Annotated in this window: 14 protein-coding genes; 11 read left to right on the plus strand and 3 right to left on the minus strand. The window is 67.8% G+C overall.

The features are described 5' to 3' along the window. Window positions 1-38: 38 nt before the first annotated feature. The gene (locus ARC23_RS11760) at window positions 39-1,097 is read left to right on the plus strand and encodes an NAD(P)-dependent alcohol dehydrogenase (RefSeq protein WP_057497379.1); all 1,059 of its coding nucleotides are present in this window, start codon (window positions 39-41) and stop codon (window positions 1,095-1,097) included. A gap of 90 nt (window positions 1,098-1,187) precedes the next feature. On the opposite strand, the gene ARC23_RS11765 is transcribed toward ARC23_RS11760, so the two are convergent. Further along, the gene (locus tag ARC23_RS11765; RefSeq protein ID WP_057497380.1) at window positions 1,188-2,552 is read right to left on the minus strand and encodes a glutamate--cysteine ligase; all 1,365 of its coding nucleotides are present in this window, start codon (window positions 2,550-2,552) and stop codon (window positions 1,188-1,190) included. 152 nt (window positions 2,553-2,704) lie between these two features. Between ARC23_RS11765 and ARC23_RS11770 the strand changes: the two genes are divergently transcribed. The 3 genes from ARC23_RS11770 (at window position 2,705) to ARC23_RS11780 (ending at window position 6,111) form a co-directional block, all read left to right on the plus strand. After that, window positions 2,705-3,409, plus strand: coding sequence for a VIT1/CCC1 transporter family protein (locus ARC23_RS11770; protein WP_057497381.1), 705 nt, complete (start codon window positions 2,705-2,707; stop codon window positions 3,407-3,409). After that, window positions 3,406-4,230, plus strand: a complete 825-nt coding sequence (locus ARC23_RS11775; RefSeq protein WP_057497382.1) for a helix-turn-helix transcriptional regulator — start codon at window positions 3,406-3,408, stop codon at window positions 4,228-4,230. Before ARC23_RS11770 ends, ARC23_RS11775 begins: the two co-directional genes overlap by 4 nt. A 906-nt stretch (window positions 4,231-5,136) precedes the next feature. Then, window positions 5,137-6,111: an MBL fold metallo-hydrolase gene (locus ARC23_RS11780; protein ID WP_057497383.1), complete on the plus strand. Its 975-nt coding sequence runs from the start codon at window positions 5,137-5,139 to the stop codon at window positions 6,109-6,111. 97 nt (window positions 6,112-6,208) lie between these two features. Here the strand turns inward: ARC23_RS11780 and yihA are convergent, their stop codons facing one another. Then, window positions 6,209-6,811 carry a ribosome biogenesis GTP-binding protein YihA/YsxC gene (gene yihA / locus ARC23_RS11785; RefSeq protein WP_057497384.1) on the minus strand — a complete coding sequence of 201 codons (603 nt, stop codon included), beginning with the start codon at window positions 6,809-6,811 and terminating at the stop codon, window positions 6,209-6,211. A 156-nt stretch (window positions 6,812-6,967) separates the two neighbouring features. Here yihA and ARC23_RS11790 point away from each other — a divergent pair, with 156 nt between their 5' ends. The 4 genes from ARC23_RS11790 (at window position 6,968) to ARC23_RS11805 (ending at window position 10,251) form a co-directional block, all read left to right on the plus strand. After that, window positions 6,968-7,768, plus strand: coding sequence for a c-type cytochrome (locus ARC23_RS11790; protein ID WP_057497385.1), 801 nt, complete (start codon window positions 6,968-6,970; stop codon window positions 7,766-7,768). A gap of 106 nt (window positions 7,769-7,874) precedes the next feature. Continuing rightward, window positions 7,875-8,522: a thiol:disulfide interchange protein DsbA/DsbL gene (locus tag ARC23_RS11795; RefSeq protein WP_057497386.1), complete on the plus strand. Its 648-nt coding sequence runs from the start codon at window positions 7,875-7,877 to the stop codon at window positions 8,520-8,522. Between the two features lie 107 nt (window positions 8,523-8,629). Then, window positions 8,630-9,460, plus strand: a complete 831-nt coding sequence (locus ARC23_RS11800; RefSeq protein ID WP_057497387.1) for a thiol:disulfide interchange protein DsbA/DsbL — start codon at window positions 8,630-8,632, stop codon at window positions 9,458-9,460. A gap of 53 nt (window positions 9,461-9,513) precedes the next feature. Beyond that, on the plus strand, window positions 9,514-10,251 hold the full coding sequence (locus ARC23_RS11805) for an endonuclease/exonuclease/phosphatase family protein (RefSeq protein ID WP_203226357.1): 738 nt from the start codon (window positions 9,514-9,516) through the stop codon (window positions 10,249-10,251). 58 nt (window positions 10,252-10,309) lie between these two features. Here the strand turns inward: ARC23_RS11805 and ARC23_RS11810 are convergent, their stop codons facing one another. Beyond that, window positions 10,310-11,185, minus strand: a complete 876-nt coding sequence (locus tag ARC23_RS11810) for an EamA family transporter (RefSeq protein ID WP_057497388.1) — start codon at window positions 11,183-11,185, stop codon at window positions 10,310-10,312. A gap of 72 nt (window positions 11,186-11,257) precedes the next feature. Here ARC23_RS11810 and ARC23_RS11815 point away from each other — a divergent pair, with 72 nt between their 5' ends. The 3 genes from ARC23_RS11815 to fhuE all read left to right on the plus strand — a co-directional run bounded on the left by ARC23_RS11815 (window position 11,258) and on the right by fhuE (window position 14,704). Continuing rightward, on the plus strand, window positions 11,258-11,740 hold the full coding sequence (locus ARC23_RS11815) for an Lrp/AsnC family transcriptional regulator (protein ID WP_057497389.1): 483 nt from the start codon (window positions 11,258-11,260) through the stop codon (window positions 11,738-11,740). Window positions 11,741-11,817: 77 nt separating this feature from the next. Continuing rightward, window positions 11,818-12,369, plus strand: coding sequence for a M23 family metallopeptidase (locus ARC23_RS11820; protein WP_057497390.1), 552 nt, complete (start codon window positions 11,818-11,820; stop codon window positions 12,367-12,369). 175 nt (window positions 12,370-12,544) lie between these two features. Continuing rightward, window positions 12,545-14,704, plus strand: a complete 2,160-nt coding sequence (gene fhuE / locus ARC23_RS11825; RefSeq protein WP_057497391.1) for a ferric-rhodotorulic acid/ferric-coprogen receptor FhuE — start codon at window positions 12,545-12,547, stop codon at window positions 14,702-14,704. Window positions 14,705-14,758: the final 54 nt, after the last annotated feature.

Below are 14,758 nucleotides of genomic sequence, written 5' to 3' on the forward strand. Positions count from 1 at the left end.
GTAAAGCGCCTTTCGATAAACCCTGCCAAGGATTCCCCATGTCCCTCGCCCGTGGTTACGCCGCCCATTCACATACCGACCCGCTGATTCCGTACGAGTTCGAACGCCGCGCGGTCGGCCCGGACGATGTACGCATCGAAATCCTCTACAGCGGCATCTGCCACTCCGACCTGCACCAGGCCCGCGACGACTGGGGTGGCTCGATCTACCCGATGGTGCCGGGCCACGAGATCATCGGCCGCGTCACCGAGGTCGGCGGCAACGTCACCCGCTTCAAGGTCGGCGACCACGCCGGCGTCGGCTGCATGGTCGATTCCTGCCGCCACTGCGATGCCTGCCAGCACGACCTGGAGCAGTACTGCGCCGAGGGCGCGACCTGGACCTACAACGGCCGTGAACGCGAAACCGGCGCACCGACCTACGGTGGCTATTCCGACCACGTGGTGGTCGAGCAGCGCTTCGTGGTGAAGGTCTCCGACACCCTCGACCTGAAGGCCGCCGCGCCGCTGCTGTGCGCCGGCATCACCACCTGGTCGCCGCTGCGTCACTGGAAGGTCGGCCCGGGCCAGAAGGTCGGCGTGATCGGCCTCGGCGGCCTCGGCCACATGGGCGTGAAGTTCGCCAAGGCGCTCGGCGCGCACGTGGTGATGATCACCACCACCCCGGAGAAGGGCGCCGACGCCAAGCGCCTGGGCGCCGACGAAGTGCTGGTCTCGCGCGACGCCGTGCAGATGAAGGCGCACGCCGGCAGCTTCGACTTCCTGCTCAACACCATTCCGGTCGGCCATGACACCAACCCGTACATGGGCCTGCTCAAGCGCGAGGCCACCATGTGCCTGGTCGGCGTGCTGACCGAACTGGACCCGCCGCTGACCGGTGGCAGCGTGATCTTCGGCCGCAAGCACCTGACCGGCTCGGCGATCGGCGGCATGGCCGAAACCCAGGAAATGATGGACTTCTGTGCCGAGCACGGCATCGTCAGCGACGTCGAGATCATCGACATCAAGAACGTCAACGAAGCCTGGGAACGCATGGCGAAGAACGATGTGCGCTACCGCTTCGTGATCGACATGGCGACGCTCAGGAACGCGGCCTGATCCAAGGCGGATATGGAAAGAAAAACCCCGGCAATGCCGGGGTTTTTCTTCTGGTAGTGCCGGCCGCTGGCCGGCAACCCCGCATGGCGGTCAGTACGCGAACTCGCGGAACACCGGATCCACGTCGCCGTGCCAGCGGCCATGGAACAGCGCCAGCTTGCGCTCGGCCGGGGTCAGCCCGGATTCGACGATTTCCTGCAGCACGTCCAGGAACTTGCTCTCGTCCTGGCCATCGGCGTTGCGCGCGGCGCGGCGCTTGAGGCCTTCCACCGAAATCTTCACCGCCTCGCGCGCCAGGTCACGCACCGTGCCGTTGCGGAACGGCAGGTTCATCGCATGCCTGGGCACGCCGTCGCGCAGTGCGTGACGCTCGGCCAGGCTGAAGTCACGCACCAGGTCCCACGCCGCATCCAGCGCGGTGTCGTCGTACAGCAGGCCGACCCAGAACGCCGGCAGCGCGCACAGCCGGCTCCACGGGCCACCGTCAGCGCCGCGCATCTCCAGGTACTTCTTCAGGCGCACTTCCGGGAACGCGGTGGTGGTGTGGTCCGACCAGTCGCGCAGGGTCGGCAATGCACCCGGCAGCACCGGCAGCCTGCCCTGCATGAAGTCGCGGAAGCTCTGCCCGCTGGCGTCGTGGTAAATGCCGTCGCGGTAGGAGAAGTACATCGGCACATCGAGCAGGTAATCGACATAGCGCTCGTAACCGAAGCCATCGTCGAACACGAAGTCGAGCATGCCGGTACGGTCGGCATCGGTGTCGGTCCAGATGTGCGAGCGATAGCTCAGGTAGCCATTCGGCTTGCCTTCGGTGAACGGCGAATCGGCAAACAGCGCGGTGGCAATCGGCTGCAGCGCCAGCGACACGCGGAACTTCTTCACCATGTCCGCTTCGCTGGCGAAATCCAGGTTCACCTGCACGGTGCAGGTGCGGGTCATCATGTCCAGGCCCAGCGAACCGACCTTGGGCATGTACGACCGCATGATCCTGTAGCGGCCCTTCGGCATCCACGGCATCTCATCGCGCGCCCACTTGGGCTGGAAGCCCATGCCGAGGAAGCCCAGCTGCAGCTCGCCGGCCACCTGCGCGACTTCGTTCAGATGGGTACCGGTCTCCACGCAGGTCTGGTGGATGGTCTCCAGCGCCGCGCCGGACAGCTCCAGCTGGCCCGCCGGTTCCAGCGTCACCGAGGCGCCGTCGCGCAGCAGTGCGATGGTGTTGCCGTTCTCCTGCACCGGCTGCCAGCCGAAGCGGACCAGGCCGTTGAGCAGCGCTTCGATGCCGCGCTCGCCCTCGAAGGTCGGCGGACGCAGGTCATCCAGGCGGAACCCGAACTTCTCGTGCTCGGTGCCGATGCGCCACCGCGCACGGGGCTTCTCGCCGGAGGCGATCTCCGCAACCAGCTGCGAGCGGTCGGTAATGGGCGTATCGGCGACGTGGCTGGGGCTCGACAAGGGCAGGACTCGCTGGACAGTGGCAGGGGATGTGGGGCCCGTGGCCTTCCATCGCAAGGGCGCACTATAGCGTGGCACCCCGTTGCGTCATGCGACGGTGACGGGTTTCAGCATCCTACCGACGCCCTCTTGACCCTCGTACACTCAAGGTCATGAGCCGCCATTCACGACACCCCGAACTGCACCGCTCCGAGCGTGTCGGCTGGCTGCGCGCCGCCGTGCTGGGGGCCAACGATGGCATCGTCTCGGTGGCCGGCCTGGTGGTCGGCGTGGCCGCCAGCGGTGCCTCGGCCAGCACCATCCTGGCCACCGGGGTCGCCGGCACCGTGGCCGGTGCGATGTCGATGGCGGCCGGTGAGTATGTCTCGGTGCAGACCCAGGCCGACACCGAGGACGCCGACCTGGCGATGGAAAAGCGCGAGCTGCGCGAAGATCCCCACAGTGAGCTGGAAGAGCTGAGTGCGATCTACCGCCATCGTGGCCTGGACCCGGCGCTGGCCCGCCAGGTCGCCGAGCAGCTCACTGCGCACGACGCGCTGGGCGCGCACGCCCGCGATGAGCTGGGCATCACTGACACCCTGCGCGCGCGTCCCCTGCAGGCGGCGCTGGCCTCCGCCGGTGCGTTCACCTGCGGCGCCGCACTGCCGGTGCTGACCGCCCTGCTTGCGCCGGTGGACAAGGTGGCGCTGATGACCACCGCCAGCACCCTGCTTGGGCTGTGCCTGACCGGCGCGATGGCGGCCCAGGCCGGCGGCGCACCGCCGCTGCGCGGCGCAATCCGCGTGATGTTCTGGGGCGCGTTGGCGATGGCCGCCGCCGCCGGCGTCGGTCGCCTGCTCGGCGCACACGTGACATGACCGCCACGCTGCCCCCGGCCACCACGCTGTTGGCCGAGATGGCCAGCCTGGCCGGCTGCGAACGTGCCGAGGGCTACGCCTGCATCACTGCGCGGCGCGAGCACGGCGCCAGCTCGGTGGAGATTCCGCAACCGCAGTTCGCGATCCTGCTGGAAGGCCACAAGCAGGTACGTACCGCGCACCAGTCATTGGCATTCGTGCCCGGCGACATCCTGCTGCTGACCCAGCGTTGCCGCATCGATGTGGTCAACCGCCCCGATCCAGACAGCGGCCGCTACCTCAGCGCGATCGTGCCGCTGTGCGCCGAAGTGCTGGCGGCAGCGCGCGCGCTGTGGAACGAGGAGCTGCCCAGCGCCGGCCCGGTGATGGCACGGCTGCCCCTGGTCGACCATGGCGCGGTACTGCGCCAGTGGCGGCAGTCGCTGCAGGACGGGCGTTACAGCGAAGCCCGGCTGGCGCTGGCCACGCTGGTGCTGACCCTGTGCCGCCAGGGCCACGGCAACCTGCTGTTGCCGCAGGCGCCGAGCCTGGGCGAACAGATCCGCGACCGCATCGCCGCCGAGCCGGCACGCGACTGGCAATCACGCGATGTGGAGGAACAGTTCGCACTGAGTGGCGCGACCCTGCGCCGTCGACTCGCCGCCGAGGCCACCAGCCTGCGCCAGCTGCTGACCGAGGCGCGCCTGGCGCATGGCATGCAGCTGCTGTACACGACGGATCTGCCGTTGAAGACCGTGGCCGCACGCGCGGGCTACCGGTCTGTGGCGAGTTTCAGCAAGCGCTTCGCCGAGCAGTACGGACTGGCACCCACAGACATTTGAGGGTGTTCGGCAGGGCTGCGCCCTGCACCTGCAGAGGCAACGGCAACGGCCGAAGCAACAGCAACACCGGGCTATCCGTGGGATGGCAGAGCGGTGCCGGAGTGCGGGGACGCCGCAAGTACGTCCCTGTAGGCTTGGCAGCCGCATCCATGCGGCTGACACCCCGCACTCCGACACCGCCCCACCTTCGACAGGTTCACTCGGCTGTTGGTAGGTGTCGACCTTGGTCGACACATCTATCAGATATCGAATGAAACTCTGGGGTCAGATCCGTTTTCCTGCGGAAAACGGATCTGACCCCGCGAGCTGACAGATCGCGGAAAACGGTAGCAACAGCAACACCGGGCTATCCGTGGGATGGCAGGGCGGTGCCGGAGTGCGGGGACGCCGCAAGTACGTCCCTGTAGGCTTGGCAGCCGCATCCATGCGGCTGACACCCCGCACTCCGACACCGCCCCACCTTCGACAGGTTCACTCGGCTGTTGGTAGGTGTCGACCTTGGTCGACACATCTATCAGATCTCGAATGAAACTCTGGGGTCAGATCCGTTTTCCTGCGGAAAACGGATCTGACCCCGCGAGCTGACAGATCGCGGAAAACGGTCGAAGGCGGGGTAGGTCCGGTTGCGGGAGTGTCCGCGGCATGGATGCCGCGGCCAAGCCCCCATGGAAGGGTTTGCGGCGTCTCCCGCAACCGGACCCACCCCGCCATTCCACGGATAGCCCGCTGTTGCTGTTGCTGTTGCTGTTGCTTCGGCCGTTGCCTTGGCTCATAGCGGGTGCAGGGCGCTGCCCTGCAGACCACCCCCTCCCTGAGCATTCCGCGCAGTGGTTTGAGCGCCGCGCACACGCCGGCCACGGCACGCTATGCAGCAACGGAACCGCCCGTCATCCACCGAGACTCCTCATGACCCTGCGTCGCCTGCCACTGCACGCCACCCTGCTGCTGGCCCTGTCCTCGTTGCCACTGGCCGCCCTGGCCGAAGCCACTTCACCCGCTCCCACCCAGCAGGTGCCGGGTGTCTATCACCAGCGCATCGGTGCACTGCAGGTCACCGCCCTGTTCGACGGCGTGGTCGCGCTGGGCCGGCAGGAAGTGGTGGACGTGCCGCCGACGCTGGTCAGCCGCCTGCTGGAAGGCCGCTACGTGCCCGAAGACAAGAAGGGCCTGCAGACCGCGATCAACGCATTCCTGGTGCGCCAGGGCAACCACCTGACCCTGGTCGATACCGGCACCGCGCAGTGCTTCGGCCCCGGCCTGGGCCAGGTGCTGGGCAACCTGCGCGCCTCCGGCGTGGACCCGGCCGAGGTGGACGAGGTGCTGCTGACCCACGCCCATCCGGACCACCTGTGCGGGGTCCTCGATGCGCAGGGCAAGCCGGCCTACCCGAATGCCACGGTGTGGCTGTCCAAGGCCGATGCCGATTACTGGCTCAGCCCGGCCAGCGAAGCCACCGCGCCGAAGGGCGTGCGCTTCGCCTTCCCGCTGGCGCGCAAAGCGGTAGCGCCGTACCAGGCCAGCGGCCACCTGCGCACCTTCAGTCCCGGCGATGCCCTGCCCGGTGGCGCGGTGGCGATGGACACCCATGGCCATACGCCCGGCCATGTCTCTTACCGGTTCGACAGCCAGGGCCAGTCACTGCTGGTATGGGGCGATGTGCTGCACTTCCATGCGGTGCAGTTCGCGCACCCGGAGGCGGCATTCGAGGCGGATTCGGACCGCAAGGCGGCCATCGCCAGCCGTCGCGGGCTGCTGCAGCAGGCCACCGCCAACGGCTGGTGGGTGGCCGGTGCGCACCTGCCGTTCCCCGGCCTGGGCCATGTGCGTGGCGAGGGCAAGGCCTATGCGTGGGTGCCGGCGGAGTATTCGCCGTTGAAATGACCCGTGTAGAGCCGAGCCCATGCTCGGCTACCGCGCTCAGCGTGCCGGGATTCCACAGCCGAGCGTAGGCTCGGCTCTACAGGAAGGCGGGGATGCCTTACTCCAGCCCCAGCCAGCCGCCGATCACGCCGCGGGCTTCTTCCACGCCGGTGCGGTCCTCACCGGAGAACACCTGCACGCTCACGCTGTCGCCGTAAGCCGAATGCAGCTCCTTGCGCACCTTCTGCAGGGTCTGCATCTGCTGGCTGCGGCTGAGCTTGTCGGCCTTGGTCAGCAGCGCGTGCGCCGGCATGCCGCGCTGCACGGCATAGGACAGCATCTGCCGGTCGTAGTCCTTCAGCGGATGGCGTATGTCCATCACCACCACCAGGCCCTTGAGGGCTTCGCGGGTGCGGAAGTACTTGTCGATGAAGGCCTGCCAGTGCGCCTGCAGTTCCAGCGGCACCTTGGCGTAGCCGTAGCCGGGCAGGTCGACCAGGCTGGCGTCGGGGGTGATCTGGAAGAACACCAGCTGCTGCGTGCGGCCGGGCGTCTTGGAAACACGGGCCAGCGCGTTCTGGCGGGTCAGCGCGTTGAGCGCACTGGACTTGCCGGCGTTGGAGCGGCCGGCGAAGGCCACCTCGGCCCCTTCATCGGGCGGCAGCTGCCGCGCGTTGTGGGCCGAGAGGTGGTAACGGGCGCGTTCGATGAGCAATGACATGTGCCTAGGATCGCATGTTGCGGCGCCGCGCGCCCGTTCCGGGGGCCGCGCGGGGCATTTTGCTGCACTGCTGCGTTGACCGTGCGCGGAAACGCCGTTGATAATCCAGGCGATGCCGGCGGCCACCGCCCGGCCCGGTCCATACGGAGCTTCAGCATGCGCCACGCTCGCGTTCTTGCCGTATCCGCCCTTGCCACTGCTGTCGTCGTTGCCGCCGCTGCGTTCGCGCAGACCACGCTGACCCCGTTGCCCGACAACGGGCCGATCAACACCGCCTCGCTGGAAGTGGATTTCAGCAAGACCCACTGGGGCGATGCCAAGGCCGGCCAGACCAAGGCGTCGGCCTGCGCGGCCTGCCATGGCGCTGACGGCAACGCCACGGTGGAGATGTACCCCTCCATCGCCGGCCAGAGCGAGCGCTATGTGGCCCAGCAGATGGCACTGATCGCCAACGGGCAGCGCAGTTCCGGTGCAGCGGTGGCGATGGTGCCGTTCGTGCAGAACCTCACCCCGCAGGACATGCGCGATATCGGCGCGTTCTTCGCCACCCAGAAGGCCACCGCCGGCATCGCCGACGATACGGTCGTCGCCGATGGCCCCTACAAGGGCATGAAGTTCTACGAGATCGGCCAGCAGCTGTATCGCGGTGGCGACGCCAAGCGTGGGCTGCCGGCCTGCATGGCCTGCCACGGCCCCAGTGGCGCCGGCAATCCGGGCCCGGCCTATCCGCATATCGGCGGCCAGCACGCCAGCTATGTCGCCCGCCGCCTGCAGGAGTACCAGGCCGGGCAGACCCACGAGACCGACAAGACCCACTTCCAGATCATGGCCGCGGTGGCGCAGAAGCTGAGCGAGCAGGAAGTGCAGGCGCTGTCGAGCTACCTGCAGGGCCTGCACAACAAGGCCGACGATGTGGCCACTGCGGCGACACCGGCACAACCGGCCGCCGCCCCCTGACCACCACTGGTCGGCGCGGGCCGCCACCAGCGCCCGCACCTGCGGTATGTTTCCTTCACGCCGGCGACTGCGCCGGCGTTGTTTTTTTCAACGGAGATGCGTGTCGATGAGGTTGATTTCCCGCCTGCTGTTGTCCCTGCTGGTCCTGCTGCCGCTGGCCGCGACCGCCGCCCCCGCCAGCGCACCGCTGGTGGAAGGCAAAGACTACGAACGCATCGCCCAGCCCGGCCCGTTCCAGCCGCTGGCCGGCAAGATCGAGGTGGTCGAAGTGTTTGGCTACACCTGCCCGCACTGCGCCCACTTCGAGCCGCAGCTGGCAGCCTGGGCGGCCAAACTGCCCGCCGACGTGCGTTTCACCCCGGTCCCGGCCGCCTTTGGTGGCCCTTGGGACGCGTGGGCGCTGGCCTATTACGCCGCTGACGAAGTGGGCGTGGCCAAGCGCAGCCATGCCGCCGTCTTCAAGGCCCTGCACCAGGACGGCTCGCTGCCGATGCAGAACGTTTCGGCCGATGAGCTCGCCACTTTCTACAAGGCCTACGGCGTGACCCCGGACCGCTACCTGCAGGCGCTGCGTGGCGAGGCCGTGCAGAAGAAGGTCGATGCTGCCCGCGCGTTCGCCCAGCGCACCAAGGTGCCGGGCACTCCGGCCATCATCATCAATGGCCAGTACCTGGTGCGTGGCAGCAACTTCGACGACCAGCTGCGCATCGCTTCGGCCCTGATCGCCCAGGCCCGCGCCGCGCGCGGCCGCTGAACCAACCCCTACCCTCGACACGGCGCTGTCGTCGCCGCGTGTCATCATTTCCCCCTGGCCGGTGCTCCGGTGCCGGCCCCACCTTTCCAGATGCTGGAGACGTTTCCATGAAGACCCGTTTCGCCGCCCTCGCCCTCGCAGCCCTGCTGCCGATCCTGGCGGCCTGCAAGGCCGACGACGGCACCGCCAACACCACCGCGGCTCCGGCCGAACCGGCGGCCGCGCCGGCCACCACCGCACCGGCGGCGCCGGCCGCTGGCAATGAGGGCGCCGCACCTGCGGCCGAAGGCGACAAGGCTGCTGCCGAAGCCGCGCCGGCCGCCGCTCCGGCGCCGACCACCACCGCACTGACCGGTCCGGCCCCGGTGGAAGGCGCCGACTACCAGCTGATCCCGAACGGCCAGCCGTTCCAGCCGGCCGCCGGCAAGGTCGAGGTCGTCGAGATCTTCGGCTACGTCTGCCCGGCCTGCGCCGCGTTCCAGCCGCTGGTCGGCCCGTGGAAGGCCGGCCTGCCGAGCGACGTGAACTTCGTCTACGTGCCGGCCATGTTCGGCGGCACCTGGGACAACTACGCCCGTGCCTTCTACGCCGCGCAGACCCTGGGCGTGCAGGAGAAGACCCACGAAGCGCTGTACGCTGCGATCCACTCGCAGAAGACCCTGAAGGGCGAGCGCGGCACCGATTCGGTTGACGACATCGCCAAGTTCTACAGCGCCTACGGCGTGGATCCGAAGCAGTTCGCCGCCACCATGGGCAGCTTCGCGGTGAATGCCAAGACCAACTCGGCCAAGCAGTTCGCCCAGCGCAGCCAGATCAGCGGCACCCCGTCGATCATCGTCAACGGCAAGTACCTGGTGAAGGGCAAGAGCTTCCCGGACATGCTGCGCATCGCCGACCACCTGATCGCCCGTGAACGCGGTGCGGCCCAGGCTCACTGATCCAAAGGACGTTGTTCCTGGCCGTGAATTCCCCCCGTACACGGACCCTGCGCTTGCTGACGGCCAACATCCAGGCCGGCTCAAGCACCCGCCGCTACAGCGACTATGTGACCCGCAGCTGGTCACATGCGCTGCCGGCGGGGCGCAAGCGCAGCAGCCTGGACGCGATCGCCAGCCTGGCGCGCGAACATGACATCGTCGGCCTGCAGGAAGCCGATCCGGGCAGCCTGCGCTCGGGCTTCACCAACCAGACCCATTACCTGGCCCAGCGCGCCGGCTTCAACTACTGGAGCCACCAGCCGAACCGGCGCATGGGCGGGGTCGCCTCCAGTGCCAACGGGCTGTTGAGCAAGCTGGAACCAGTGGAAGTGCAGGACCACGCCCTGCCCGGCCGCATCGGCGGGCGCGGCGTGCTGCTGGCCAGGTTCGGCGACGGTGCCGATGGCCTGGCGGTGGCGGTGGCGCATCTGTCGCTGGGCGCGGGCTCGCGGATGGCGCAGCTGGGCTTCATCGCCGAGCTGCTGTCCGACCACCCGAACGCGGTGTTGATGGGCGACTTCAACTGCCTGGCCGAGCGACCGGAAATGCAGGTGCTGTACCAGAAGACCCGGCTGCAGCCGCCGGGCTGCATCGTGCCGACCTTCCCCAGCTGGCGCCCCGACCGGGCCATCGACCACATCCTGGTCAGCAGCGGCCTGCAGACCCGCAGCGTGGAAGCCGTACCGGCCGCGTTCTCCGATCACCTCGCCCTGGCCATGGCGATCGACGTACCGGCCAACGCCCTGCGCTGACCGCTCCTGGTAGGTGCCAACCTTCGTTGGCACGCTCCCCGCCGGGCATGGCCCGGCGCTACCCGGCCTGCACCACCGGTACCTTCAGCCGCCGCGCGGTCATCGTGCTGCCCACCGAGGCCAGCACCGTGCAGCCGATCGCCAGCCACTGCACCCCGTGCAGGTGCTCGTGCAGCAGCAGCATCGCCCACAGCGCGGCCACCGCCGGCTCCATGCTGATCAGGATGCCGAAGGTCTCCTTCGGCAGGCGCTTGAGCGCCATCATCTCCAGCGACATCGGGATCGCACTCGATACCAGCGCCACCAGCAGGCCGGCCGCCAGGATCTTCGGATCGAGCAGCGCGGCACCGGCATGCACCACGCCGACCGGCACCACCACCAGCGAAGCCGCCAGCAGGCCCAGCGACACCGAATGCCCGGCATGCAGGTGGCCGGCACGCTTGCCGAACACGATGTACAGGCCCCAGCACGCCGCTGCGCCCATCGCATACAGCACGCCGGCCGGGTCCAGCGCCGGGCCACCGCCGATCGGCAGCAGCAACATCAGCCCCACTGCCGCACAGCCCACCCAGAGGAAATCGATCGGACGTCGTGACGACAGCATCGCCACCGTCAGCGGCCCGGTGAACTCGATGGCCACCACGATGCCGAACGGAATCGTGCGCAGGGCCATGTAGAACAGCAGGTTCATCAGGCCCAGGGTGAGCCCGTAGCGCAGGATGGCGAACGCATCCACGCGGCTGGTCTTCCAGCGCCACGGCCGCCAGAACAGCAGCAGCAACAACGCAGAGAAGCCCACGCGCAGCGCGCTGGTGCCCTGGGCACCGATCAGGGGGAACAGATGTTTGGCGTAGGAGGTGCCGATGGCCAGCGAGGTGACCGAGCCGAGCACTGCCAGCGCCGGCAACATCGGCGCAAATCGTGAGGTCTGCATGTGCAAAGTCTATTGCGCCAGGGCCGAGCACTTGGCTCAATTGACGGCCTGTTCGTGCAACTTCTGCTCACCATGGCCAGCGCCCCCGTGCTCGACAGTTTCGACCGCGCCATCCTCGACCTGCTGCAGCGGGACAACACCCTGCCGCAACGCGAAATCGCCGAGGCCGTGCACCTGTCCACTCCGGCCGTGCAGCGCCGGATCAGGCGCCTGCAGGACAGCGGGGTGATCGCCGCCAACGTGGCCGTGGTCGCCGCAGCGAAGGTCGGACGGCCGTTGACCATCATCGTCGAGGTGCGCGTGGTCAGCGAGCAGCGTGAACGCGTGGCGCCGTTCAAGCGCCGCGTGCAGGACGACCCGGCTGTGCAGCAGTGCTACTCGATCACCGGTGATGGCGATTTCCTGCTGCTGCTTTCGGCCGCCTCGATGGAAGAATACGAGGCGATCACCGAACGCCTGTTCGGCGGCGATGACAACATCGAGCGGTTCCGGACGTCGGTGGCGCTGGGTACGTTGAAGCGCAGCTTCGAGGTGCCGCTGCTGCCAGGCCCATAGCGTCGGGCCATGCTCGACTGCCTTTTGACCGCAAAGCGACAGCTGTCGAGCATGGCTCGACGCTACAGTCGGAGATCATGAACACACCGTTTTCCCCTGCCCATCGCCTGCGCCGCGGGTTGCTGCGCGGCCTGTTCCTGGCCATTGCCATCGTTGCCGCGATGGCCTTCTGGAAGAGCCCATGGGCGGCCGCGCCGAAGATGCTCTGGTCGCTTTCGCGGATGCCGGCCGCCGTCCATCTGCCCGTGCCGGTGGACGGCGTGCGCCCCAGCCAGATCGCCGATACGTTCGGCGCGCCGCGTGGCCGTGACCGTTCCCATGCCGGCATCGACATCTTCGCCAGGCGCGGAACGCCGGTGCGCAGCGCTACCGCCGGGGTCATCGCCGACGTCCGCGACGGCGGGCTGGGCGGCCGCCAGGTGTGGGTGATCGGTCCGGCCCGCGAACGCTACTACTACGCGCACCTGGAGGACTGGGCCGAGGGCCTGGCGCGCGGCCAGGTGGTGCAGGCCGGCGACCTGCTCGGCGAGGTCGGCGACAGCGGCAACGCCAAGGGCACGCCACCGCACCTGCACTGGGGCATCTACGGCGCCGACGGCGCACGCGACCCGCTGCCACTGCTGCGCTGACCCTCCGCGCCTCATGAACAACGGGCCGCCTGTTCATGATTTGTAAATAGGAATAGTTCGTATTACCATTTCTTTCGTTTGCGGCGGTGCCAGGACGGCCTGCCCGACCTTCCCCTATCCGTAGCGCCTCGCCTCCTGGATGCCGGCCGAACGCGCGTGCTCGTCCAGGAATGCCATGACCGCTCCCACCTTCCGTACCCCGCAGCCGCAGCGGCTGTCCGTTGCCGTGCTCGTTGCACTCTGTGCGCTGGCCCCGGCCGCCTTCGCCGAAACCGCCGCCGATCCGACCACCCTCGACAAGGTAGTGGTAAAGGGCGAGCGTGCCGAAGGCTACTCGGTGCGCCGTACTTCGGCCGGCACCCGCTTCGACCTGGCGCCGCGCGAGATTCCGCAGTCGGTCAGCATCATCAGCCACCAGCGCATCGAAGATCAGAACCTGGACGACATCATCGACGTACTGGCCAATACCACCGGCATCACCAGCACCCAGTCCGACAGCGAGCGCACCGAGTTCTACGCGCGTGGCTTCTACATCGACGCCTACCAGTTCGATGGCCTGCCCACGCAGATGGTGCAGAACTGGAGCTACGGTGACTCCGGCCTGGACCTGGCCCTGTACGACCGCGTGGAAGTGGTGCGCGGTGCCACCGGCCTGCTCAGCGGCGCCGGCAATCCGTCCGCATCGGTGAACCTGATCCGCAAGCATGCCGACAGCGCCGAGCTGGCCGGCAGCGTGTCGGTGAACGTGGGCAGCTGGGGGCGCACCCGCACCACGGTGGACGTGGGCAGCGCACTCAACGCCAGCGGCACCGTGCGCGGCCGCGTGATCGGCAGCTACCTGGACACCGACGGCCAGATGGACCGCTACAACCAGCGCAAGACGCTGGGCTATGCGGTGATCGATGCCGACCTGACCCCGGACACGCAGCTGAGCGTGGGCTACGACTACCAGCAGAAGCGCGCCAATGGCGCGACGTGGGGCGGTTTCCCGATGCTGTATTCAGATGGCTCGCGCACCGGCTACGACGAATCATTCAACGCCAGCCCGAACTGGACCTACTGGGACACCACCAGCAAGCGCGCCTTCGCCACCCTGCAGCACGCCTTCAGCAATGGCTGGAAGTTCAAGGTCGGCGCCACCCACGACGAGACCAAGGCCGACGACAAGCTGTTCTACCCGGCATACAACGACTGGACAACGGGCGAATCGAACTTCGACAGGGCCACCGGCGCGGGCATTTCGCCATCCGCGGGCTTCTACAACACCGAGCGCAAGGTCACCGGTGTTGATGGCTACATTGACGGCCCGTTCCAGCTGTTCGGCCGCGAACACCAGTTCATGGCCGGCCTGAGCTACAACAAGCGCGACTACGCCAACTACGGCGACTATCAGGTCGGCGGCACCGGCCAGCGCTGGGACCCGTTCGCCAGCTACCTGGACTGGACGGGCAACATCAGCGAGCCGAACTGGAACCCGCTGGCACTGGCCAGCGAGGGCACCATCACCCAGAAGGCCGGCTACGCGGCCGCACGCCTGTCACTGGCCGACCCGCTGAAGCTGATCATCGGCGCACGCTACACCGACTGGAAGAGCGAAGGCGAAGGCGCCGACCGCGCGCACAAGGTCACCACGCCGTATGCCGGGCTGGTGTTCGATATCAACGACACCTACTCGGCCTACGCCAGCTACACCGAGATCTTCCAGCCGCAGACGCTGAAGGACCGCAACGGCAGCTACCTCGATCCGGTCGACGGCAAGAGCTACGAAGTGGGCATCAAGGGCGCGTGGTTCGACAACCGCCTGAATGCCTCGCTGGCGGTGTTCCGCATCGAGCAGGACAACGTCGGCCAGGCCACCGGTGAACCCGTGCAGGGCAGCCAGAACGAGTTCGCCTACCGCGCCGCGCGTGGCACGGTCAGCCGTGGCTTCGAGTTCGAAGTGAACGGCGAACTGGCCCCGGGCTGGAATGCGACCTTCGGTGCTTCGCGCTATGTGGCCAAGGACATCAACGACGCCGACATCAACACCAACCTGCCGCAGACCGCGTTGAAGCTGTTCACCAGCTACACCCCGCAGTCGCTGCAGGCACTGACTGTCGGCGGCGGTGCCAACTGGCAGAACCGAATCTACTACGCAGTGCCGGCCTATGGCCGCATCGAGCAGAGCGGCTATGCGCTGGTCAGCGCCTTCGTGCGCTACCGCATCTCGCCGGAGTTCAGCGTGCAGGCCAACCTCAACAACCTGCTGGACAAGCAGTACCTGTCGCAGATCAACGGCTACGGCGCGTTCGGTGATGGCCGCAATGGCTCGCTGACCTTCACCTGGGCGTTCTGATCAGACGCGGGGTTCGCACGCCCCGCACCTGTAGAGCCGAGCCCATGCTCGGCT

It is taken from the genome of Stenotrophomonas beteli, assembly GCF_001431665.1.
GTDB lineage: Bacteria > Pseudomonadota > Gammaproteobacteria > Xanthomonadales > Xanthomonadaceae > Stenotrophomonas > Stenotrophomonas beteli.

What these genes read in the sequence shown, in the direction of transcription:
- ARC23_RS11760 (WP_057497379.1), top strand. Translation starts at nt 39, where the DNA reads ATGTCCCTCGCCCGTGGTTACGCCGCCCATTCACATACCGACCCGCTG.
- ARC23_RS11770 (WP_057497381.1), top strand. Translation starts at nt 2,705, where the DNA reads ATGAGCCGCCATTCACGACACCCCGAACTGCACCGCTCCGAGCGTGTC.
- ARC23_RS11775 (WP_057497382.1), top strand. Translation starts at nt 3,406, where the DNA reads ATGACCGCCACGCTGCCCCCGGCCACCACGCTGTTGGCCGAGATGGCC.
- ARC23_RS11780 (WP_057497383.1), top strand. Translation starts at nt 5,137, where the DNA reads ATGACCCTGCGTCGCCTGCCACTGCACGCCACCCTGCTGCTGGCCCTG.
- yihA (WP_057497384.1), bottom strand. Translation starts at nt 6,811, where the DNA reads ATGTCATTGCTCATCGAACGCGCCCGTTACCACCTCTCGGCCCACAAC.
- ARC23_RS11790 (WP_057497385.1), top strand. Translation starts at nt 6,968, where the DNA reads ATGCGCCACGCTCGCGTTCTTGCCGTATCCGCCCTTGCCACTGCTGTC.
- ARC23_RS11795 (WP_057497386.1), top strand. Translation starts at nt 7,875, where the DNA reads ATGAGGTTGATTTCCCGCCTGCTGTTGTCCCTGCTGGTCCTGCTGCCG.
- ARC23_RS11800 (WP_057497387.1), top strand. Translation starts at nt 8,630, where the DNA reads ATGAAGACCCGTTTCGCCGCCCTCGCCCTCGCAGCCCTGCTGCCGATC.
- ARC23_RS11810 (WP_057497388.1), bottom strand. Translation starts at nt 11,185, where the DNA reads ATGCAGACCTCACGATTTGCGCCGATGTTGCCGGCGCTGGCAGTGCTC.
- ARC23_RS11815 (WP_057497389.1), top strand. Translation starts at nt 11,258, where the DNA reads ATGGCCAGCGCCCCCGTGCTCGACAGTTTCGACCGCGCCATCCTCGAC.
- ARC23_RS11820 (WP_057497390.1), top strand. Translation starts at nt 11,818, where the DNA reads ATGAACACACCGTTTTCCCCTGCCCATCGCCTGCGCCGCGGGTTGCTG.
- fhuE (WP_057497391.1), top strand. Translation starts at nt 12,545, where the DNA reads ATGACCGCTCCCACCTTCCGTACCCCGCAGCCGCAGCGGCTGTCCGTT.